We start from the raw sequence: 19728 nt of genomic DNA on the forward strand, positions 1-19728 counted from the left end.
CCGCACGCCGGGCCCGCTCATGCTCCGTCATCCCCGGGCCCGGCCCGGGCCTCCACGCCTTCGACCGGGGGTACCGTCCAGACGGCCATGGCGGGCCGCTGACGGAACTCCCGCCCGGTTCGCGCTCTCGATATTCCTCCGCCCGACAGGTGCCTCATGAACGCGCATCCCAAGAACCATCCCGCCAAGACTCCCGACCAGCTGCGCAGCGCCCGCTACTTTGCCCATGACGATCTGCGCAGCTTCGGCCATCGCTCGCGGCTGCGGCAGATGGGCTATGCGCCGGAGGATTGGGTGGGGAAGCCGGTGATCGGCATCATCAACACATGGTCGGACTTCAATCCCTGCCACGGCCATTTCAAGGACCGGGTGGAGGACGTGAAGCGCGGCGTGCTGCAGGCCGGCGGCTTCCCGCTGGAGCTGCCGGTGCATTCGGCTTCCGAGACCTTCCTCAAGCCCACCTCCATGCTCTACCGCAATTTCCTCGCCATGGAGGTGGAGGAAGGCATCCGCGCCCATCCCATCGACGGCGCGGTGCTGATGGGCGGCTGCGACAAGTCTACCCCGGCCCTGCTGATGGGCGCCACCAGCGCCGGGGTGCCGGCGATCTACCTGCCGGCCGGGCCGATGCTGCGCGGCAACTGGAAGGGCAAGACCCTCGGCTCCGGCTCGGATGCCTGGAAATTCTGGGACGAGCGCCGCGCCGGCAATATCGACGAGACGGCGTGGGGCGAGATCGAGGGCGGCATCGCCCGCTCCTTCGGCCATTGCATGACCATGGGCACCGCCTCCACCATGACCGCCATCGCCGAGGCGATCGGCATGACGCTGTCCGGCGCCTCCTCGGTGCCGGCGGCCGATGCCGGGCACAACCGCATGGCCGCCGCCTGCGGCCGGCGCATCGTCGAGATGGTGTGGGAGGACCTGACGCCGGACCGCATCCAGACCCGCAAGGCCTATGAGAACGCCATCACCGTGGCGATGGCGATGGGCTGCTCCACCAACGCCATCATCCATCTCATCGCGCAGGCGCGCCGCGCCGGGGTCGATATCGGCCTCGACGATTTCGACAAGGCGAGCCGCCTCGTGCCGGTGATCGCCAATGTCCGGCCGAGCGGCGACGCCTATCTGATGGAGGATTTCTACTTTGCCGGCGGCCTGCCGGCGCTGATGGGACGGCTCACCGGCCACCTGCATCTCGATGCGCTCACCGTCACCGGCCGCACCGTCGGCGAGAACATCGCCGGGGCGACGGTCTATAATGACGACGTCATCCGCACGGTGGAGAACCCGATCTATGCCGAGGGGGCGCTCGCCGTGCTGCGCGGCAACCTCGCGCCCGATGGCTGCGTCATCAAGCCGAGCGCCTGCGCGCCGCATCTGCGGGTGCATACTGGCCCGGCGCTGGTGTTCGACGACTATCCAAGCATGAAGGCCGCCATCGACGACGAGGATCTCGACGTCACGCCGGACCATGTGCTGGTGCTGCGCAATGCCGGTCCGCTCGGCGGGCCGGGCATGCCGGAATGGGGCATGCTGCCGATCCCCAGGAAGCTGATCAAGCAGGGCGTGCGCGACATGCTGCGGATTTCGGATTCGCGCATGAGCGGCACCAGCTACGGCGCCTGCATCCTGCATGTGGCGCCGGAGAGCTATGTCGGCGGCCCGCTCGCCTTGCTGCGCACCGGCGATCTCGTCAGCGTCGACGTGCCCAACCGGCGCATCGACATGCAGGTGGACGAGGCGGAACTCGCCGCCCGCCGCGCCGCCCTCGTGCCGCCGCCGCCGCATTACGAGCGCGGCTATGGCTGGATGTTCTCGCGCCACATCAAGCAGGCGCATGAAGGCTGCGACTTCGACTTCCTGGAAACCTCGTTCGGCGCCCCCGTCGGCGAACCCTCGATCTATTGAGAAGGATTTCTTCCGTGGAACTGCCCGCCAACCATTTCAAGCGCGGCCTCTATGCCGGTGAACAACAGATCGGCCTGTGGTGCAGCCTCGCCAGCCATATGAGCGTCGAGATCCTCGCCGGCTCCGGCTATGACTGGCTGCTCATCGATACCGAGCACTCGCCCAACGAGCTGCCCATGGTGCTGTGCCAGCTGCAGGCCTGCATGGAGAACCGGGTGCAGCCCATCGTGCGCCCGCCGGTGAACGACCCGATCTGGATCAAGCGCTTCCTCGATGCCGGCGTGCAGAGCTTCCTCCTGCCGATGGTGGATACGCCCGAGCAGGCCGCCGCGGCCGTGGCGGCCACCCGTTATCCGCCGGAGGGCATCCGCGGCTTCGCCAGCGCCTCGCGGGCGTCCCGCTTCGGCCGGGTGAAGGACTATTACGCCCGTGCCCATGAGGAGATCTGCGTGCTCGTGCAGATCGAATCGAAGCTCGGCATGGAGAATCTGGAGGCCATCGCCGCGGTGCCGGGGGTGGACGGGGTGTTCATCGGTCCCGGCGATCTCTCCTCGGCGATCGGCTATCTCGGCGATCAGGGAAATCAGGCCGTCGTCGATCTGATCGTCCAACTGATCGGTCGCATCGGCGGCGCCGGCAACCGGGCGGGCATCCTCACCGGCGACGAGGCGCTGGCGAAGCGCTACATCGAGGCCGGCTGCCTTTTCACGGCCGTCGGGTCCGACACCGGCTTGCTGGCGCGCGGCTCGGAAGCGTTGAAGAAGCGCTTCAAGCCGTGAGGCCGCTCAATTCACGGCATCGTCCATCACGTTGAGAATCAACACGTTCTTGGCGATGTCGGTGATCGAGGGCGACGGTTTCGAATCAAGGTTGATGCCGGGATATTTCGCCTGCAGCGCCTTGGCGAGGCGCCCGGCCGCGTCCGCCACCGAGGGGTGGTAGGACAGCGCGTTGCGCAGCGGCTGGAACACCTCCGTCGACGAGACGTCGACATTGAAGCCCGCCGCCTTGGCGACATTGGCGAAGCGCTCCAGCTTCGCCTTGTCAGCCGAGGCGGTGGCGAAGATCCGCACCGTATAGGTGACGGCCGGCGGCGGCGCGGGCTCGGTGGCCGCGCTGTCGGAGGGCGCCGGCGCCGGCGTGTCGGATGCCGGCGGCTGCAGGGCCGGGTCCGTCGCCTGCGGGGCCGCGGCCTGCGGCGAGGGAGACTGCGCGGCCGAGGGTTCGGGCGGGGGAGAGGCGGGCACCGGTGCCGTCCCGGACGGAGCCGCCGGCGTTGCCGCCGCCAGATCGGCGGGAGACTCGATCTGCGCCGTGCGCAGCCGCCCGACTTCCTCCCGCAGCGGCACCAGCATGGTCAGCATGTAGATCAGCAGCCCGGCGACTGCCGCGACCAGCGCCAGCGTGACATAGGCCAGCATGTTCGACGGCGGTTCGGCGGCGGCGTGATGCAGGTGCTGCGATTCCAGTTCGAGGCGCTTCAGCTCGATCTTCAGCTTTTCGATCTCGATCCAGCGCTGGAACGCCACCGGATCTTCCGGCGGCGTGCGGCCGGTCTTGGCCGGTGCCGGTGCCGGGCGCGGCGCGGGGGCTGGCGGCGGTTGGGTTGCTGCGGGGCTTCCCGCCTCGGGCGGCGTCGTGCCGTTTTCGAAGGAGGGCTCGCGCTTGTCTGTCATTCTCCAGTCTCCCGTGAGCGGAGCGGCCTGGTCGAAGGCCGGCCGACCTTGCGTCGGCTTCCCTTGCATTTAGCCGAATTGGCGGTGCGGGGTAAGCATTTCTACCGCCAGGGAACCTGCTAGGGCATGACGGCGAGGCGATTGTCGGGCAGGAGGCCGGCGTGTAGGACGGACGGAAATCGTCTGCGGCGAGCGTGGGAGGGGCGATATGAGCGATCTGTGGCAGCCGAGCCTCTACCTTGCCGGGCCCGAGGTTTTCCGCCCCGACGCGCTGGCGGAAGGCGAGCGGCTGAAGGCAATCTGCCGTGATCTCGGCGCCCTCGGCCTCTATCCGCTGCAGGAAGGCGAGGTGGCGGACGCCGACGAGATTCGCGCCCATTGCATCGGACTGATCGGTCGCGCCGATGCGCTGGTCGCCGACATCAGCCCCTTCCGCGGCGTCCACATGGATCCGGGAACCGCTTTCGAGATCGGCTATGCCGAGGCATTGGGGCTGCCGGTGTTCCTGTGGTCGAGCGATTCCCGCGACCTTGTGCAGCGGATCGCCGCGGATCCGCGGCACGGGGCGGGCCGCGATGCGGAGGGCCATCTCATCGAGGATTTCGCCCGGCCGGAAAACCTGATGATCGTCCGCGGCGACCAGAAGGTGCATGCCGCGCCGCAGGACGCCATCGCCGAGGCGGTGGCGGCGTTGTCCGCCGCGGCAGGCCGGCGGCGCGACGAGGCGCGTCACCGGGCGATTCACCACCATACCCGTATGATGGTACTGGCGGCGCTGGCGGCGAGTCTTGCCGCCGCGCTGGCGGCCGGGCCGATAATCGACTGGCTGACCGGCCGGTGAGGCAAGGCGAGGGCTGGATTCGCGCCGTACCGACGCGCATGCTCGACCGGACCTCCCCGGATGGCGGTCTTGACGCAGGACGCCGCAGGTTCCTTCATGCCGGCCTGCCCGGCGATGACAGGGCCGCGGCAATTCGGAGACCATGATGACGAGGCATGCAGGCGTTCCCGAGGCTCTTTCGCATGAAGAGCGGCTCGACCGGCTGGGACGGGTGGCGGTCGAGGTCGGCCTCGGCCTGAAGCCGGGGCAGGAGCTGGTCATCACCGCCTCGCTCGACGCGTTGCCGCTGGTGCGCCGGATCACCGAGCACGCCTACCGGGCCGGCGCGAGCCTGGTGACGACGCTGTTCTCCGACGAGGAGGCGACGCTGATGCGCTTCCGCAACGCGGCGGATTCCAGCTTCGACACCGCTTCCGGCTGGCTCTACGAGGGAATGGCGAACGCCTTCAAGGGCAATGCCGCCCGTCTCGCCATCGCCGGCGAGAACCCCTCGCTGCTGGCGAACGAGGATCCCGAAAAGGTTTCGCGCGCCAACCGGGCCCGTTCCAGGGCCTATATGCCGGCGCTGTCGCTGATCGCCGGCTTCGACATCAACTGGACCATCGTCTCCTATGCCTCCCCCGCCTGGGCGCGGGCGATGTTCCCGGACGACCCGGAGGACATCGCGGTCGCCAAGCTCTGGCACGCCATCTTCGCCGCCTCGCGGGTCGATACGCCGGACCCCGTCGCGGCATGGGACGCTCACAATGCCGAGCTCAACGCCCGCACCACGCTGCTGAATTCCCGGCGCTACGCGGCGTTGCGCTTCCGCGGTCCCGGCACCGATCTCACGGTCGGGCTCGCCGACGATCACGAATGGGCCGGTGGCGCCTCGGTCGCCAAGAACGGCATCGTCTGCAACGCCAACATTCCCACCGAGGAAGTCTTCACCACCCCGCACAAGCTGCGCGTCAGCGGCCATGTGGCGAGCACCAAGCCGCTCGCCTATCAGGGCACGCTGATCAAGGACATCCGGGTGCGCTTCGAGGAAGGGCGGATCGTCGAGGCGCAGGCCGCCACCGGCCTCGACGTGCTCTCCAAGGTGCTCGACACCGACGAGGGCTCGCGGCGGCTCGGGGAGGTGGCGCTGGTGCCGCATTCCTCGCCGATCTCCAGGAGCGGGCTGCTGTTCTTCAACACGCTCTATGACGAGAACGCCGCCAGCCACATCGCCTTGGGCCAGTCCTATTCCAAGTGCTTCATCAACGGCGCCGACCTGTCGCCGGAGGAACTGGCGGCGCGCGGAGCCAATTCCAGCCTCATCCACATCGACTGGATGATCGGCTCCGGGGAGATCGACGTCGACGGCCTGAAGGCCGACGGCTCGGCCGAGCCGGTGATGCGGCAGGGCGAATGGGCATGAGGGCTATCAGCGTGCCGGCGCGAAGCGGTTGCCGCGGGGTTGCCGCTTCCTGATGTCGATGAACTGTGATGAACTCGTGCCGTGCGGGAAGCGTTGGGGGCGGCCGCGCGGATCGGGAGACGTAATGTGAGGTGTCGCTGGCTCGCCTGGTGGAAGGGCTTGCCCGCTCTGGCGCTGCTGATCGCGGCGGCAGTGTTCTTTGCGCGCGTGCCGACCGAGGAGGACCTGACGCGGCGGGCCGAGGCGCTGCTGGTCAATATCGGCGAATCCTGGGCGCATGCGAGCTTCGACGGCCGTGACGCGAAGCTCGAGGGCGAGGCGCTGTCCGAGGAGGCCCGGGTCAAGGTTCGCACCGAGCTCGCCGCGCTGTCCGGCGTGCGCAGCCTCGAGGATCGCACCACCCTGCTGCCGGAGCGCCGGCCCTTTACCTTTTCGGTGGTGCGCGACGGCTCCAAGCTGCATCTATCCGGTTACGTGCCTTCGCGCTGGGCGCGAAAGCGCATCGCCGAGGCGGCCGCGCAGATGGCGCCCGGCGTGATTGTCACCGGCGAGAAGGAACTGACCCGGGCGCGCGGCGTGCCGGCCGGCGACTTTGCCGGCGTGGTGATCTTCGGCATCAATCAGCTGGCGAAGATGCCGTCCGGCCGAGTGACCATCGCCGACAATTCCTTCTCCATCGAGGGGCGGGCGCCGGATTTCGCCACCTATGACGCGCTGGAAGTGACGGTGCGCAGCGAATTGCCGGCGGATTTCGACCTCGCCCGCTTCGCGGTGCTGCCGCCGGCGGTGGCGCCTTTCGTCTGGTCGGCCGAGCGCGAGCAGGACGGGGTGAAACTCTCCGGCTACATACCGCTCGGCGATGCGCGTCGCGCCTTGCTGGACCTGGTGCGCAGCGCGGTTCCGGGGGCGGCGATCTCCGACCAGTTGCGCCTTGCCGACGGCTCGCCGCCAACGCAGGGCTGGCTGAAGGCGGTGGCCTTCGCGCTGGACCAGCTCGGGCGGCTGCCGGACGGCAAGGTGTCGCTGTCCGGCACGACGATCTCCATCGAGGGCACGGCACCGGATTTCGCGTCCTATGACGCGCTGGCCGGTGCCCGGCGCAACCTGCCCGAAGGCTATACGCTCACCCGCTTCGCGGTGGAGCCGCCGACGGTCTCCCCCTTCATCTGGGGCGTGCTGAACGGGGCGGGCGGGCTGCGGCTCACCGGCTTTGCGCCTTCCGAGGCGGCCAAGAAGCTGGCACTCGATGCCGTGCGCGCCGGTTTCCCCGGCCTGCCGGTCAGCGACGAGATGCGCATCGCGGCCGGTGGCCCCCCGGCGGAAGCGTGGGCGAGCGCTACCGCCTTCGGCATCGCGCAACTGGCGCGATTGCGGGCGGGCTCGGTGCGCGGCCTCGCCACGACGCTCACCATCTCCGGCGAGGCGGTGGATTCTGCCGCCTATCTGGCGGTGAGCGGGGCGCTGGAAACGGCCCCGAAGGGCTTCTCCCTGCAAAGCGACGTCCGCCCGCCGGTGGTGGCGCCCTATGTGTTCGGCATACGCCGGGACGGGGAGGGGCTCACCATCTCCGGCTTCTACCCGACGCCGCAGGCGCACGCCCAGATTACCGACGCCGTCAAACACTACTTTCCCGGTCTAACGGTGAACGACGTCTCGGCGCTGGCGCAGGGGGCGCCGGACGGTTTCGATGCTGCCGCCCGGCTGGCGCTGCGCGAGCTGTCCCGCCTCGATGCCGGCGAGGTGCGCCTCGACGACCGCCGGCTCCGGCTGACCGGGACCGCCTTCCACAGCGCCGCCGTCACGTCGATAGGGGAGAGCCTGAAGCGGGATCTGCCGGCCGGCTTCTCGGTCGATCTTGGCCTCGATGTCCTGACGCGCCGCGACATGCTGGACCGCGAGGCGTGCCGGCAAGCCGTCGCCGTGCTGCTGGAGCGCGGCAGCATCGTGTTCGCGCAAGGCAGCGCCCGGCTGGATCCGGTGAGCTACGGCCTTCTGGATCGCGTGGCTTCCGTGGCGGCGGGCTGTCCCGATGTCGCCATCGAGATCAGCGTCGCCCATGCCGATATCGATCCCGATCAGGCGGCGTCGCGGGCGCGCACGGTGATCGACTATCTCGCCGCCGCCGGCATCGCCCCCGAACGTCTGTGGGTCGGGCCCTTCGGCACGCTGGCCGCCCAGTCGACCGCCCGCCCGGGGGCGGATGGCGGCATCCTGCTCATCGTGAGGTGACGGCCGATGATCTTTCTGGCCTTTGAACTCTGGCCCTATCTCCTCGGCGCCGCGGTGATCGGGCTGCTGACCGGCTGGTTCTGCGGGTGCTCCCCGCGTCGGCGCGCGGTAGCCGACGAAACGTCGCCGGCCGAGCTGGGAGCCAAGCCGTGACCGCGTTCGCCGTCGATGTCGCGCTGCTGTTGTTCGCCGTCTATGTCGTCGGCTGTGCCGCCGGCTGCTGGCTGCGCCGCACGCTGCGGCGCAGCTGAGCGGGCTCAGTCCGTGCGGGCGCCGCGCAGGTCCGCTTCGATCTGCAGGCTGCCGCGGGTGCCGAAACGGGCCTTGTAGACCTGGGCATTCTCCATCACCCGCTGCACATAGTTGCGGGTTTCGGAGAAGGGGATGCGCTCGACCCAGTCGATGGGGTCGACGCTGGGGTCGCGCGGGTCGCCATACTGGGCGATCCATTTCGCGACATTGCCGCGTCCGGCGTTGTAGCCGGCGAAGGTCAGCACGTAATTGTTTTGGTAGTTGTCGAGCAGCGCACGCAGTTCGGCGGCCCCGAACTGCACGTTGACGGTGGGATTGGAGCGCAGCTGTGCCGGATCGAGCCGGGCGCCGGTGCGGTTGGCGATGGTCCGGCCGGTGGCGGGCATCACCTGCATCAGGCCGGCGGCACCGGCGCTCGACACCGCGGAAGCGTTGAACATGCTTTCCTGGCGGGTGATGGCGAAGACTAGAGCCCGGTCCACATCCTGGGTGATCGGCTGGTAGCGCGGCACGCCGATGGTGGGGAAGGCTTCGGCTTCCAGCGGCATGCCCCGGCTCAGGGCGACCTTGCCGATGACCGTCATGGTGCGGGCATCGCCGTCGGCGCGTGCGACTTCGGCCAGCATGCCGACGGAGGCGGGATCGGGCAGCCGCTCGGCGAGATCGTGGGCAAGCGCCACGGTGAGCGCGGTCTTGTCGAGCTTTTGCAGCAGCTTGAAGATCTGCACGCCCTCGTCGCGGGCGAAGGCGACGCGCTGGGCGGCGCTGGGGGCCGGCGCGGCGCGGACCGAGAAATCCGGCCGGCCGAGGCGGGCCCGCGCCAGCTGGCCGTAATAGGCCGAGTTGTAATTGGACGCGACCTCGTATTGGGCGCGGGCATTGGCGGTGCTGCCGAGCGCTTCCCAGGCCCGGCCTTGCCAGTAGAAGCCGCGGGCCAGGGTGGCCGGATGCGTCTGATCCTGCGGAATGCGGGCGAATTGCTGCTGCGCCGTGCGCGCATCGCCGAGGAAGCGCAGGGCGATCCAGCCGGCGGTGAACTGGGCGTCGGCGATGTAGTGCTCGTTTTCCGGCGTCACCGTCTCGGCGGCGATCTTGTAGGCGGTGCGGGCGTCGCCGGCATCGAGCAGCTCGCGCGAGACGAGCCGTCGCTCGATCCACCATTCGTCGGTATCGATCAGCAGCTTCGGGTCCCTCGGCGCCGAGGAGAGCGTGCGGGCGGCGGCGGCATCGTCGCCGGCGCGGCGCTGGATCTTGGCGAGGGTGTAGAGATAGGCGGGATCGGAGCGCAGCGAGGCCGGCACGCTGGCCAGCAGCTTGGCGGGATCGCCCGCCGACTTGTTGAACAGTGCGACGCGGGCTCGGGCGAGGGCCGTCACGTCGGCGCCGGCGCGCTGGGCGGCGCGCAGGCCGCGCTCGGCGTCCTCGTTATAGAGCATCTTGTCGGCGCGGTATTTGTGGTCGGCGCGGGTCAGCACGCCACCGAACTCGACCATGACGGTGGATTCGGTGTCCGACGACAGGGAATCGTTGCGCCAGGCGTCGCGCAGCCAGGCCGAGCCGTTGGCCTGGTCGCCGGCGGCGAACAGCGCGCGGGCGAGCGCGATCTTGCCCTCGCCGGAGTAGGGGCGCTGCTCGGCGAAGAACGCCGTGATGGTCGCCGGGTCCTTGTTCTCCGCATAGAGCAGATATTCGAGCCGCCGCCGCAGCACGATCGGGGTGGGCAAGGTCGGATGAGCGCGCAGGATCGCCACAGCCTGGTCGAAACCGACGCCACGGGCGGTCACGCGCAGGGCCAGCCAGCGCACCAGCGCCTGCGCCCCGGGATCGCGCATGCGCTCCGCCATGGCCAGCGCATCGGCGGCATTGCCGCTCTCGACCAGGGCAATCGCCTGCCGGAGATCGGGCGAGAAACCGGGCGTGCCGGCGAAGCTCGGCGAAAGGAAGGACGACGCGCCGGCGGTGGCCGATGCCGCAGCATAGGAGCTTGCATTGGCGGGCACGGCGATCTGCGGCTTCTTCGCCGTTGCCGTGGCGGCTGGCTTCGCCGTCGGCTTGGGCGCAGGCTTGGCGGCCGTTTTGGCATCCTTGGACGCTGCCGTGCCGCCCTTGGCGGGCTTGGCCGGCGGCTTGGGGGCGGTTGCGGTCTTGGCGCTATCGGCCTTGGCCCCTGCCTTCGGCTTCTGCGGCGGGGTGGGCGTGGCACCGTGAGCCGGCACGAAGGGAGCGGTGGCCGCGAGCAGGAGGCTGGCCGCGACGGACAGGACGACGCCGCAGCGGCGACGCGGTTCGAGGCTCATCGGTTCACGCACTCCCCAAAAACAGACACCGCCCCACGCGGCGCACACGAGCCCGGATCCGGTCCGCGTCCGTTTCAGTTGTCTCGCGATCTCGTTGACGAAGTGCTAACCACTGGTCGATCACGCATCTTGTGATCTGCGTCAACGCAGGGTCTTGTCGCCCGCTTAACCGGCGAAACCATGGCAGCGTGCCGCAAAGCGGCGGCTTTGCCAAGGAAGATCGGCGTCGGAGGCCACAACACCCCTTTCGCCGCAGCCGCCGACGCGATATCTGAAAGCCCCTTTGCCGGTGCAGGTGCTGCGCCGGGCGCCAATGACAGAAAATTCCAGGAGCGCGCCATGCCTCACACGTCGCCCTTTCGTGGTTCCTTTACGGCTCTCGTGACGCCGTTCCGCGATGGCGCGCTCGACGAGAAAGCGCTGCGCGGCTTGGTCGACTGGCAGATCGAGGAAGGCACGCACGGCCTCGTCCCCGTCGGGACCACCGGCGAAAGCCCGACCGTGACCCATGACGAGCACAAGCGCGTGGTGGAATGGACGGTCGCCCAGGCGGCGGGCCGGGTGCCGGTGATCGCCGGCGCCGGTTCCAACAACACGATCGAGGCGATCGATCTCGCCCGCCACGCCGAAAAGGCGGGGGCGGATGCGGTGCTCGTGGTCACGCCCTATTACAACAAGCCGAGCCAGGAAGGCCTGTACCAGCACTACAAGGCGATCAACGACGCCATCGGCCTGCCGATCATCATCTACAACATTCCCGGCCGGTCCGTGGTCGACATGTCGGTGGAGACCATGGCCCGGTTGTTCGAACTGCCGAACATCGTCGGCGTGAAGGATGCCACCGCCAATCTCGCCCGGGTCAGCCAGCAGCGCCAGGCCATGGGTCCGTCCTTCAACCAGCTGTCCGGCGAGGACGCCACCGCCCTCGCTTTCATGGCCCATGGCGGCGACGGCTGCATCTCCGTCGCTTCCAACGTGGCGCCGAAGCTGTGCTCGCAGCTGCAGAATGCCTGCCTCGCCGGCGATTTCCGCGCGGCGCTGACGCTGCAGGACCGGCTGTTCCCGCTGTTCCAGGCACTGTTCGTTGAAACCAATCCGAGCCCCACCAAATATGCGCTGAGCGTGCTCGGCAAGATCGCCGACGAGGCGCGCCTCCCGATGGTGCCGGTGAGCGACAAGACGAAGGAGATCGTCCGCTCGGCCATGGTGCATGCGGGACTGATCAACTGATACCGGCCGGAGCTTTCGAAGCTCCGGCACGGAGCTGAGCAAGATGGCCGATAAGAAGAAAACCGTTCCCCGCAAGGTGGTGGCCGAGAATCGCCGCGCCCGTTTCGACTACGAGATCGGCGAGGTCTTCGAGGCCGGCATCGCCCTGACCGGCACCGAGGTGAAGAGCCTGCGCGGCGGCAAGGCCACCGTGGCGGAAAGCTATGTCTCGGCGAAATCCGGCGAGGCGATCATCTACAACACGTTCATCCCGGAATACCTCCAAGCCAACCGCTTCAACCACGAGCCACGCCGGCCGCGCAAGCTGCTGCTGCACGGGCGCGAGATCGCCAAATTGTGGCAGGCGGTGGAGCGCGAGGGCATGACGGTGGTGCCGCTGCGCATCTATTTCAACGAGCAGGGCCGGGCCAAGGTCGAGATCGCCATTGCCCGCGGCCGCAAGGCGCATGACAAGCGCGAGGCGGCCAAGGAGAAGGACTGGGCGCGCGACAAGCAGCGGCTGATGCGCGACCGGGGCTGAGCCTCGCAGGACGTCGGTACCCAGCAAAAGCAAAAGGCCCGGGCGAAACCCGGGCCTTTTTCATTCCGTCGCGGCGGGAGCTCGCTCAGTCCTTGGCGCGCTCGACATAGGAGCCATCGGCGGTCATCACCACGATGCGGGTGCCGACGCCGACATGCGGGGGAACCGCCGAGCGCACGCCATTGGACAGCACCGCCGGCTTGTAGGACGAGGAGGCGGTCTGCCCCTTCACCACCGGCTCGGTGTCGACCACTTCGAGGGTGACGCGCTGCGGCAGTTCGATGGCGATGGCGTTGCCCTCGTGCACCTTGAGCATGACCTGCATGCTCTCCTGCAGATAGGCGGACTGGTCGCCGATCACGTCCGGCGAGACCGCGACCTGGTCGTAGTTTTCCGGGTTCATGAAGTGGAAGCCTTCGCCGTCCGAATAGAGGAAGGTGAAGGGACGGTCCTCGACATGGGCGCGCTCCACCTGCTCGGTGGTGCGGTAGCGCTCGGAGATCTTCACGCCGTCGGAGATGCGGCGCATGTCGAGCTGGGTCACCGGCGTGCCCTTGCCGGGGTGGATGTTATCGGCGGTAAGCACGACATAGAGCCTGCCGTCGATGTCGACCACGTTGCCCTTGCGCAGCGTGCTGGCGATGACCTTGACCATGCGGTCCTCTGGCTGTTGGGTGCGCCGCACGGGATGAACGGGCGCAGACCGGGATTCCTTCGGGCGGTTCCTATACAAGCGCGACCGCCCGTCGCCAACCCCAATGCGGCCGCATTGGGGTTGATGTCCTTCCCCCGCGTGACCGACGGAGGCTGCCAATGCCCGATATCGATCCATCGCCCTGGTGGTCGCCGGACGTTCATGCCGATCGCCGGCCGTTCCTGATCGGGCGCCAGCGCATACTGGCCGCGCTGCGCGATTTCTTCGCCGCGCGGGACTTCGTCGAGGTGGAAACGCCGATCCTGCAGGTTTCCCCCGGCAACGAGACGCATCTCCACGCCTTCGCCACCCAGCTCGTGGCGCCGGACGGAACGGCAAGCCCGCGCTATCTCCACACATCACCGGAATTCACCGCCAAGAAGCTGCTTGCCGCCGGCGAGGAGAGGCTGTTCACCTTCGCCCGCGTGTTCCGCAACGGCGAGCGCACCGCGCTGCATCACCCCGAATTCACCATGCTGGAATGGTACCGGGCGCGGGAGAGTTATGAGGTGCTCATGGCCGACTGCGCGGCGTTGCTGCAGGCGGCCGCGGCAGCGGCGGGCATCGATGTCTTCCGCTTCGGGCCGCACGGCGTCGATATCCGCCTCGCGCCCGAGCGGCTGACGGTTGCCGAGGCCTTTGCGCGCTTCGCCGGCATCGATCTTCTCGCGACGCTGGACGCGACGGGGGCGACCGATCGCGACGCGCTGTGGCAGGCGGCGCGTCAGGCGGGCATCCGCGTGGCGGGCGACGATGTCTGGGCAGATGTCTTCACCCGCGTCATGGTGGAGAAGATCGAGCCCTTCCTCGGCCTCGGCCGGCCGACCATCCTGTGCGAATACCCGATCAGCGAAGCGGCGCTTGCCCGGCCGAAGCCGGGCGATCCGCGCGTGGCGGAGCGTTTCGAGCTTTATGTCTGCGGCGTCGAGCTCGCCAATGCCTTTGGCGAGCTCACCGACGCCGATGAGCAGCGCCGCCGCTTTTCCGGCTGGATGGACGAGAAGCAGCGGCTCTACGGTGAGCGCTATCCGATCGACGAGGACTTCCTTGCCGCCCTGGCGCGGATGCCCGAGGCATCCGGCATTGCGCTCGGCCTCGACCGGCTGGTGCTGCTGGCGACCGGGGCGCGCCGCATCGAGGACGTACTGTGGGCGCCGGTCGCGTCCTGATCAGCCGAGCGTGTCGATATGCGCCCGCACGGCGGCGAAGACGCTGCGGAACATTTCCGGCGTCAGCACGCCGGTATTCGTGTTGTAGCGGGAGCAGTGATAGCTGTCGAACAGCACCACATCGCCGAGGCGGTGCACGGCGCCATGCGCGAATTTGTGGTGCGACAGCTTCTCGCCATGGGCGGCCAGCACCTGGTCATGGGCGATCTTGCCCAGCGCCACGATGGCGCCGAGGTTCGGCAACTGGGCGATGGTGGCGGCGAGGAAGGGGCGGCAATGGCGCATTTCCTCGGTGGTCGGCTTGTTCTCCGGCGGCACGCAGCGGACGGCATTGGTAAGGCGCGCGTCTTTCAGCCGCAGCGTGTCATCCGGCCGCGCCTCGAACTTTCCGGTCGCGAAGCCGAAGCGGATCAGCGTGTCGTAGAGCAGCTCGCCGGCATAGTCGCCGGTGAAGGGACGGCCAGTACGGTTGGCGCCGCGCAGTCCGGGCGCGAGGCCGACGATCAGCAGGCGGCCGTCCACCGGCCCGAAGGAAGGCACGGGCGCGTTGTGCCAGCCGGGCTCGGCGGCCCGCCAATGCTGGCGAAACGCCACGAGACGAGGGCAGATGGGGCAGTCCCGCGCCGGCTCCGCAACCGGCGCGGTCGCCATGTCGTGCACGCTCACCGGTTGGCGAGCTCCTCGTCGCCGCCCACGCCGGGCGTCGGGCCACGCCGTTCCATGAAGCGCGGAGGCTCGCTCATGCGGCCGGTGCGCTCGTTCGGATCGCGTCCGATGCGGGCCTGGAGATCGACGAGGTCGATGAAGGCGTCGGCCTGCCGGCGCAGCTCGTCGGCGATCATCGGCGGCTGGGTGTTGACGCTGGACACCACGCTCACCCGCACGCCCTTGCGCTGCACCGCTTCCACCAATGAGCGGAAATCGCCATCGCCGGAGAACAACACGATGTGATCGACATGGGCGGCGAGTTCCATCGCATTGACCGCCAATTCGATGTCCATGTTGCCGCGCACGCGCCGCCGACCCTGGCTGTCCGTGAACTCCCGGGCCGGTTTTGTTACAACCGAATAACCGTTGTAATCCAGCCAATCCAGAAGCGGGCGGATGGATGAATACTCGTTATCCTCCACGAGGGTCGTGTAGTAAAAGGCCCTCAATACATATCCGCGACTCTGAAACTCCTTGAGAAGCCTCTTGTAGTCGATATCAAATCCAAGAGACTTCGTTGCTGAATAAAGATTGGCGCCGTCAATAAATAAGGCAATCTTTTCCATGGGTTGAACCATTACGGCATTACCTAATCAATACGTTCAAATGAAGTTCCGCCTCCCGCTTGACGAAACTGACTTTCCGCCCCTAAACGATTCATAGCGCAAATTTTCTCCTGTGCGCGGTGAAATTGATGCCGGGCGGCGTTCAAAGTTATGAATGTGATCGATCCGCCCCGAGGGTCGCTTGCCCTCCCGGCGGGCATGCGTTAAGGCAGCGCTTTCCGAATTAACCCACAGGAGTGCCGGAGCATGGCTCGCGTCACCGTCGAGGATTGCATCGACAAGGTCGACAATCGCTTCGAACTCGTTCTTCTGGCCGGCCATCGCGCGCGCATGATCGCCTCGGGTTCGCCGATCACCGTCGATCGCGACAACGACAAGAACCCGGTCGTCGCCCTTCGCGAGATCGCCGACGAGACCATCTCGCCGGAAGATCTGAAGGAAGACCTGATCCATTCGCTGCAGAAGTTCACCGAGGTCGACGAGCCGGAACCCGAGACGGTGCCGATGATCGCGTCGGGCACCGGCGAGAGCGGCGCGGACGATGCCGACGTCATGCTCGACCGCATGACGGAAGAGGAACTGCTGGCCGGCCTGCAGGGGCTGGTGCCGCCGGAGCCGAGCGACGACGAGGAAGGCTGAAGCCCTTCTCCCGACCGCCTCGCGATGATTTCCTGCAGCCCGGCCTCGTGCCGGGCTGCTGCTTTTACGGCGGAATTTCCGCCGCGGTGCTTGCGTTGGCCTCGCCGGCGGACATATCTAGCCGTCAGGAACGGACGGGTCGTTCCCCTCGCGAGATCCCTGTCATGATGCGGCAGTACGAGCTCGTCGAGCGCGTGCGCCGGTATAATCCCAATACCGACGAGGCGCTGCTCGATCGCGCCTATGTCTATGCCATGCGTGCGCACGGCACGCAGAAGCGCGCCTCCGGCGACCCCTATTTCTCGCACCCGCTCGAAGTCGCGGCTATCCTCACGGATCTCAAGCTCGACGACGCCACCATCGTGGCGGCGCTGCTGCACGACACGATCGAGGATACCGACGCCACCCGCGACGAGATCGACAAGTGGTTCGGCCCGCAGATCGGCGCCCTGGTCGAGGGCCTGACCAAGATCAAGAAGCTGGACCTCGTCTCCAAGCAGGCCAAGCAGGCGGAGAACCTGCGCAAGCTGCTGCTGGCCATCGCCGACGACGTGCGCGTGCTGCTGGTCAAGCTTGCCGACCGGCTGCACAACATGCGCACCCTGAAATGGGTGCCGGAGGAAAAGCGCAACCGCGTCGCCCAGGAAACGCTGGACATCTACGCCCCGCTCGCCGGCCGCATGGGCATGCAGGACATGCGCGAGGAGCTGGAAGACCTCGCCTTTCGCCAGCTCTCGCCCGAGGCCTATGAATCCATCCTGGGCCGGCTGAACGCCCTGAAGGAGCATAATGGCGAACTGGTCGCGGCGATCGAGCGGGAACTGACCGAGGCGCTGAACCAGAAGGGCCTCGACGCGACGGTGAAGGGGCGCGAGAAGCGGCCCTATTCGATCTGGCGCAAGATGGAGCAGAAGTCGGTCGCCTTCGAGCAGCTTTCCGACATTTATGGCTTCCGCCTCATCGTGAGCACGGTGCAGGAATGCTACGCCGCGCTCGGCGTGGTGCACACCAAATGGCGCGTGGTGCCGGGCCGTTTCAAGGACTACATCTCGACGCCGAAGCAGAACGACTACCGGTCGATCCACACCACGGTGGTCGGGCCGGGGCGCCAGCGCGTCGAGCTGCAGATCCGCACGAGGCAGATGCACGAGATCGCCGAATACGGCATCGCCGCGCATGCCGTCTACAAGGACGGCGAGCCGGTCGCCGCGGCGGGCGAGGATCTGCTGACCCGCGACTCCAATGCCTATGCCTGGCTGCGGCGTACCATCGAGCTCCTCGCCGAAGGGTCGAGCCCGGAGGAGTTCCTCGAGCACACCAAGCTCGAGCTGTTCCATGACCAGGTATTCTGCTTCACGCCCAAGGGCCGGCTGATCGCGCTGCCGCGCGGGGCAACCCCGATCGATTTCGCCTATGCGGTGCATACCGGCGTCGGCAACATGGCGGTCGGCGCCAAGATCAACGGCAAGGTCTCGCCCCTGGTCTCCCGCCTGCACAATGGCGACGAGGTGGAGATCATCACCTCGCCGAGCGCCACCCCGCCGGCGGCGTGGGAATCCATCGTCGTCACCGGCAAGGCGCGCGCGGCGATCCGGCGCGCCACCCGTGTCGCGGTGCGTGCGCAATATGCCGGGCTTGGCCGCCGCATGGTCGAGCGGGCGATGGCGCGCGCCGGCAAGGCGTTCTCGGACGAAAAGCTCGCGGGGTCGGTGGGCCGCCTCGCCCGCACGACGCCGGAGGAGGTTTACGCCGCCGTCGGGCTCGGCGAGATGAAGGCCGACGATGTCGTCAAGGCGCTCTATCCCGAATGGCCGGGGCCGCGGCCGGAGGAGAAGCTGGCGCCGAAGGGGGAGGGCTGGTTCGAGCTCGACGGCGGCCAGAGCCTCAAGTTCAAGATCCCCGGCGTGGAAAGCGTTCCCGACCCGAAGATCGCCATCCCGATCCGCGGCATCAACCGCGAATTGCCGGTGCGCTTCGCGCCGAATGGCGGCGCGGTGCCGGGCGACCGCATCGTCGGCATCATGACGCCGGGAGAGGGGATCACCATCTACCCGATCCAGTCGCCGGCACTGCAGGATTTCGAGGAGGAGCCGGAGCGCTGGCTCGACGTGCGCTGGGACGTCGACGAGGACGATCCGCAGCGCTTCCCGGTGCAGATCGTGGTGGTGGCGACCAACGAGCCGGGCTCGCTGGGGCAGATCGCGCAGGTGATCGGTGAGCGCGACGGCAATATCGAGAACCTGCACATGTCCTCGCGTTCGCCGGATTTCACCCGCATGGTGATCGATATCGGCGTCTACGACCTGCGCCACCTCAACGGCATCATCTCCGACCTGCGCTCGCGGCCGGTGGTATCGAGCGTCGAGCGTGTGAACGGCTGACGCCGCCTGCCGGAACCCGCCGGCCTCCATCGCGTTGTCGCCTCGAACAGGCCGTAGCGGCCGTATGAGGGAGGAGGCGATGATGGTCGAGATCGTTCACAGCGCGATGCGGATCCTCGCCGGCTTCCTCAAGCAGCTCAGCGGCCGTACCTTGGGCGACGGTGCCTTGCAGGCAATGGGACGCGTCGACGAACTCGTCGGACGGGCGGCACTCGTCTCCGTACGGGTCCGCTCCCGGAGCGGCCGCATCCCCCGCTGAGGGCCTCCGCGCCTCACCTCCCAGACAGGATCGAAGCATGCGTATCCGATATGGATTTCGGATGGCGCTGGATTGTGCCAATCCGACACCGGCCACTTTCGCCATAGACGTGCACAGTTCGCGTCATCACGACATCATCGTGCAATCGCCGGTGTTCCTGCGCGGCGGGCAGCGCCTGCTTTCGGGCTCGATGTCGCTCGACATGTTCGGCAATGTCCGTCGGCGCCTCGTGCTGCCGGTGGGGCGCACCGAGATCGAGCATCACGGCGTCATCCACGATGCGGGCGTGCCGGATGTGGTGAACGTCGCCGCGCGGCAATCGGCGCTGGACCAGTTGCCAGAGGAGGTCATGCCGTTTCTGCTCGGCAGCCGCTATTGCGAGACCGATCTTCTCGCCGGCGAAGCGTGGTCGCGCTTCGGTTCCGTCCCCGAAGGCTGGGCGCGGGTGCAGGCGATCTGCGATTTCGTCCACGAGTATGTCGCCTTCGGCTATGCGCATGCCGACTGCACCCGCTCGGCTGCCGGGGTACTGAAGGAAAAGCGGGGCGTGTGCCGCGACTTCGCCCATCTCGCCATCGCCCTGTCCCGCGCGATGAACATTCCCGCCCGCTACTGCACCGGCTATCTGGGCGATATCGGCATTCCGCGCGATCCGGCGCCGATGGATTTCAGTGCCTGGTTCGAGGCCTATCTCGATGGCCGCTGGTACAGCTTCGATGCCCGCCACAACGTGCCGCGCATCGGACGCATCGTGATGGCGCGTGGGCGTGATGCCACCGACGTGCCGATCGTCTGCACCTTCGGCCCGCACCAGTTGACGAGCTTCGAGGTGTGGACCGACGAGATGATCGCCGGAGATTCCGTCGCCGCGTGACGCGCGCGTGCGGGTGCCCACGCCCATGAGGTGACGCGGACCGGCGGATGGGCTATCACCCGCCGGTCCATTCATTGCCC

Annotated in this window: 18 protein-coding genes; 13 read left to right on the forward strand and 5 right to left on the reverse strand. The window is 67.8% G+C overall.

Annotated features, from left to right (window positions below; all coding sequences use genetic code 11):
- Positions 1–156: 156 nt before the first annotated feature.
- Together araD and KHC19_RS23860 are read left to right on the forward strand one after the other, a co-directional pair.
- Positions 157–1911 (forward strand): L-arabinonate dehydratase, encoded by a 1755-nt coding sequence (gene araD / locus KHC19_RS23855; protein ID WP_213356024.1) that lies wholly within the window; start codon positions 157–159, stop codon positions 1909–1911.
- A 14-nt stretch (positions 1912–1925) separates the two neighbouring features.
- Positions 1926–2690 carry an aldolase/citrate lyase family protein gene (locus KHC19_RS23860; protein ID WP_213356025.1) on the forward strand — a complete coding sequence of 255 codons (765 nt, stop codon included), beginning with the start codon at positions 1926–1928 and terminating at the stop codon, positions 2688–2690.
- 6 nt (positions 2691–2696) lie between these two features.
- On the opposite strand, the gene KHC19_RS23865 is transcribed toward KHC19_RS23860, so the two are convergent.
- Positions 2697–3587, reverse strand: coding sequence for a hypothetical protein (locus KHC19_RS23865; RefSeq protein ID WP_213356026.1), 891 nt, complete (start codon positions 3585–3587; stop codon positions 2697–2699).
- A gap of 208 nt (positions 3588–3795) precedes the next feature.
- On the opposite strand from KHC19_RS23865, the gene KHC19_RS23870 reads away from it, so the two are divergent.
- From KHC19_RS23870 to KHC19_RS23885, 4 genes are all read left to right on the forward strand, one after another.
- Positions 3796–4428, forward strand: a complete 633-nt coding sequence (locus KHC19_RS23870; protein WP_213356027.1) for a nucleoside 2-deoxyribosyltransferase — start codon at positions 3796–3798, stop codon at positions 4426–4428.
- Between the two features lie 145 nt (positions 4429–4573).
- Positions 4574–5830: an aminopeptidase gene (locus tag KHC19_RS23875; protein WP_213356029.1), complete on the forward strand. Its 1257-nt coding sequence runs from the start codon at positions 4574–4576 to the stop codon at positions 5828–5830.
- 126 nt (positions 5831–5956) lie between these two features.
- Positions 5957–8059, forward strand: coding sequence for an OmpA family protein (locus KHC19_RS23880; protein WP_343207789.1), 2103 nt, complete (start codon positions 5957–5959; stop codon positions 8057–8059).
- Positions 8060–8065: 6 nt separating this feature from the next.
- Positions 8066–8212: a hypothetical protein gene (locus KHC19_RS23885; RefSeq protein WP_213356031.1), complete on the forward strand. Its 147-nt coding sequence runs from the start codon at positions 8066–8068 to the stop codon at positions 8210–8212.
- Positions 8213–8316: 104 nt separating this feature from the next.
- Here KHC19_RS23885 and KHC19_RS23890 read toward each other — a convergent pair whose 3' ends face one another.
- Complete coding sequence (locus KHC19_RS23890; RefSeq protein ID WP_213356032.1) at positions 8317–10608, reverse strand: lytic transglycosylase domain-containing protein; 2292 nt, start codon at positions 10606–10608, stop codon at positions 8317–8319.
- A gap of 339 nt (positions 10609–10947) precedes the next feature.
- Between KHC19_RS23890 and dapA the strand changes: the two genes are divergently transcribed.
- Positions 10948–11838 carry a 4-hydroxy-tetrahydrodipicolinate synthase gene (gene dapA, locus KHC19_RS23895; protein ID WP_213356033.1) on the forward strand — a complete coding sequence of 297 codons (891 nt, stop codon included), beginning with the start codon at positions 10948–10950 and terminating at the stop codon, positions 11836–11838.
- Positions 11839–11881: 43 nt separating this feature from the next.
- Positions 11882–12358 carry an SsrA-binding protein SmpB gene (gene smpB / locus KHC19_RS23900; RefSeq protein WP_213356034.1) on the forward strand — a complete coding sequence of 159 codons (477 nt, stop codon included), beginning with the start codon at positions 11882–11884 and terminating at the stop codon, positions 12356–12358.
- Between the two features lie 85 nt (positions 12359–12443).
- On the opposite strand, the gene efp is transcribed toward smpB, so the two are convergent.
- Positions 12444–13013 carry an elongation factor P gene (efp, locus tag KHC19_RS23905; RefSeq protein ID WP_213356035.1) on the reverse strand — a complete coding sequence of 190 codons (570 nt, stop codon included), beginning with the start codon at positions 13011–13013 and terminating at the stop codon, positions 12444–12446.
- Positions 13014–13171: 158 nt separating this feature from the next.
- Here efp and epmA point away from each other — a divergent pair, with 158 nt between their 5' ends.
- Complete coding sequence (gene epmA, locus KHC19_RS23910; protein WP_213356036.1) at positions 13172–14221, forward strand: EF-P lysine aminoacylase EpmA; 1050 nt, start codon at positions 13172–13174, stop codon at positions 14219–14221.
- Here the strand turns inward: epmA and KHC19_RS23915 are convergent, their stop codons facing one another.
- Positions 14222–14872, reverse strand: a complete 651-nt coding sequence (locus tag KHC19_RS23915; RefSeq protein ID WP_213356433.1) for a uracil-DNA glycosylase — start codon at positions 14870–14872, stop codon at positions 14222–14224.
- A gap of 11 nt (positions 14873–14883) precedes the next feature.
- The gene (locus KHC19_RS23920; protein WP_213356037.1) at positions 14884–15507 is read right to left on the reverse strand and encodes a LabA-like NYN domain-containing protein; all 624 of its coding nucleotides are present in this window, start codon (positions 15505–15507) and stop codon (positions 14884–14886) included.
- Between the two features lie 234 nt (positions 15508–15741).
- Between KHC19_RS23920 and rpoZ the strand changes: the two genes are divergently transcribed.
- The 4 genes from rpoZ (at position 15742) to KHC19_RS23940 (ending at position 19648) form a co-directional block, all read left to right on the forward strand.
- A complete protein-coding gene (gene rpoZ, locus KHC19_RS23925) occupies positions 15742–16134 on the forward strand; it encodes a DNA-directed RNA polymerase subunit omega (protein ID WP_213356039.1) in 393 nt (130 codons plus the stop codon).
- A 164-nt stretch (positions 16135–16298) separates the two neighbouring features.
- Positions 16299–18515 (forward strand): RelA/SpoT family protein, encoded by a 2217-nt coding sequence (locus KHC19_RS23930; RefSeq protein ID WP_213356041.1) that lies wholly within the window; start codon positions 16299–16301, stop codon positions 18513–18515.
- 79 nt (positions 18516–18594) lie between these two features.
- A complete protein-coding gene (locus KHC19_RS23935) occupies positions 18595–18774 on the forward strand; it encodes a CsbD family protein (protein ID WP_213356043.1) in 180 nt (59 codons plus the stop codon).
- 37 nt (positions 18775–18811) lie between these two features.
- On the forward strand, positions 18812–19648 hold the full coding sequence (locus KHC19_RS23940) for a transglutaminase-like domain-containing protein (protein ID WP_213356045.1): 837 nt from the start codon (positions 18812–18814) through the stop codon (positions 19646–19648).
- Positions 19649–19728: the final 80 nt, after the last annotated feature.

It is taken from the genome of Ancylobacter oerskovii (assembly GCF_018390555.1).
In the GTDB taxonomy this organism is placed as follows: domain Bacteria; phylum Pseudomonadota; class Alphaproteobacteria; order Rhizobiales; family Xanthobacteraceae; genus Ancylobacter; species Ancylobacter oerskovii.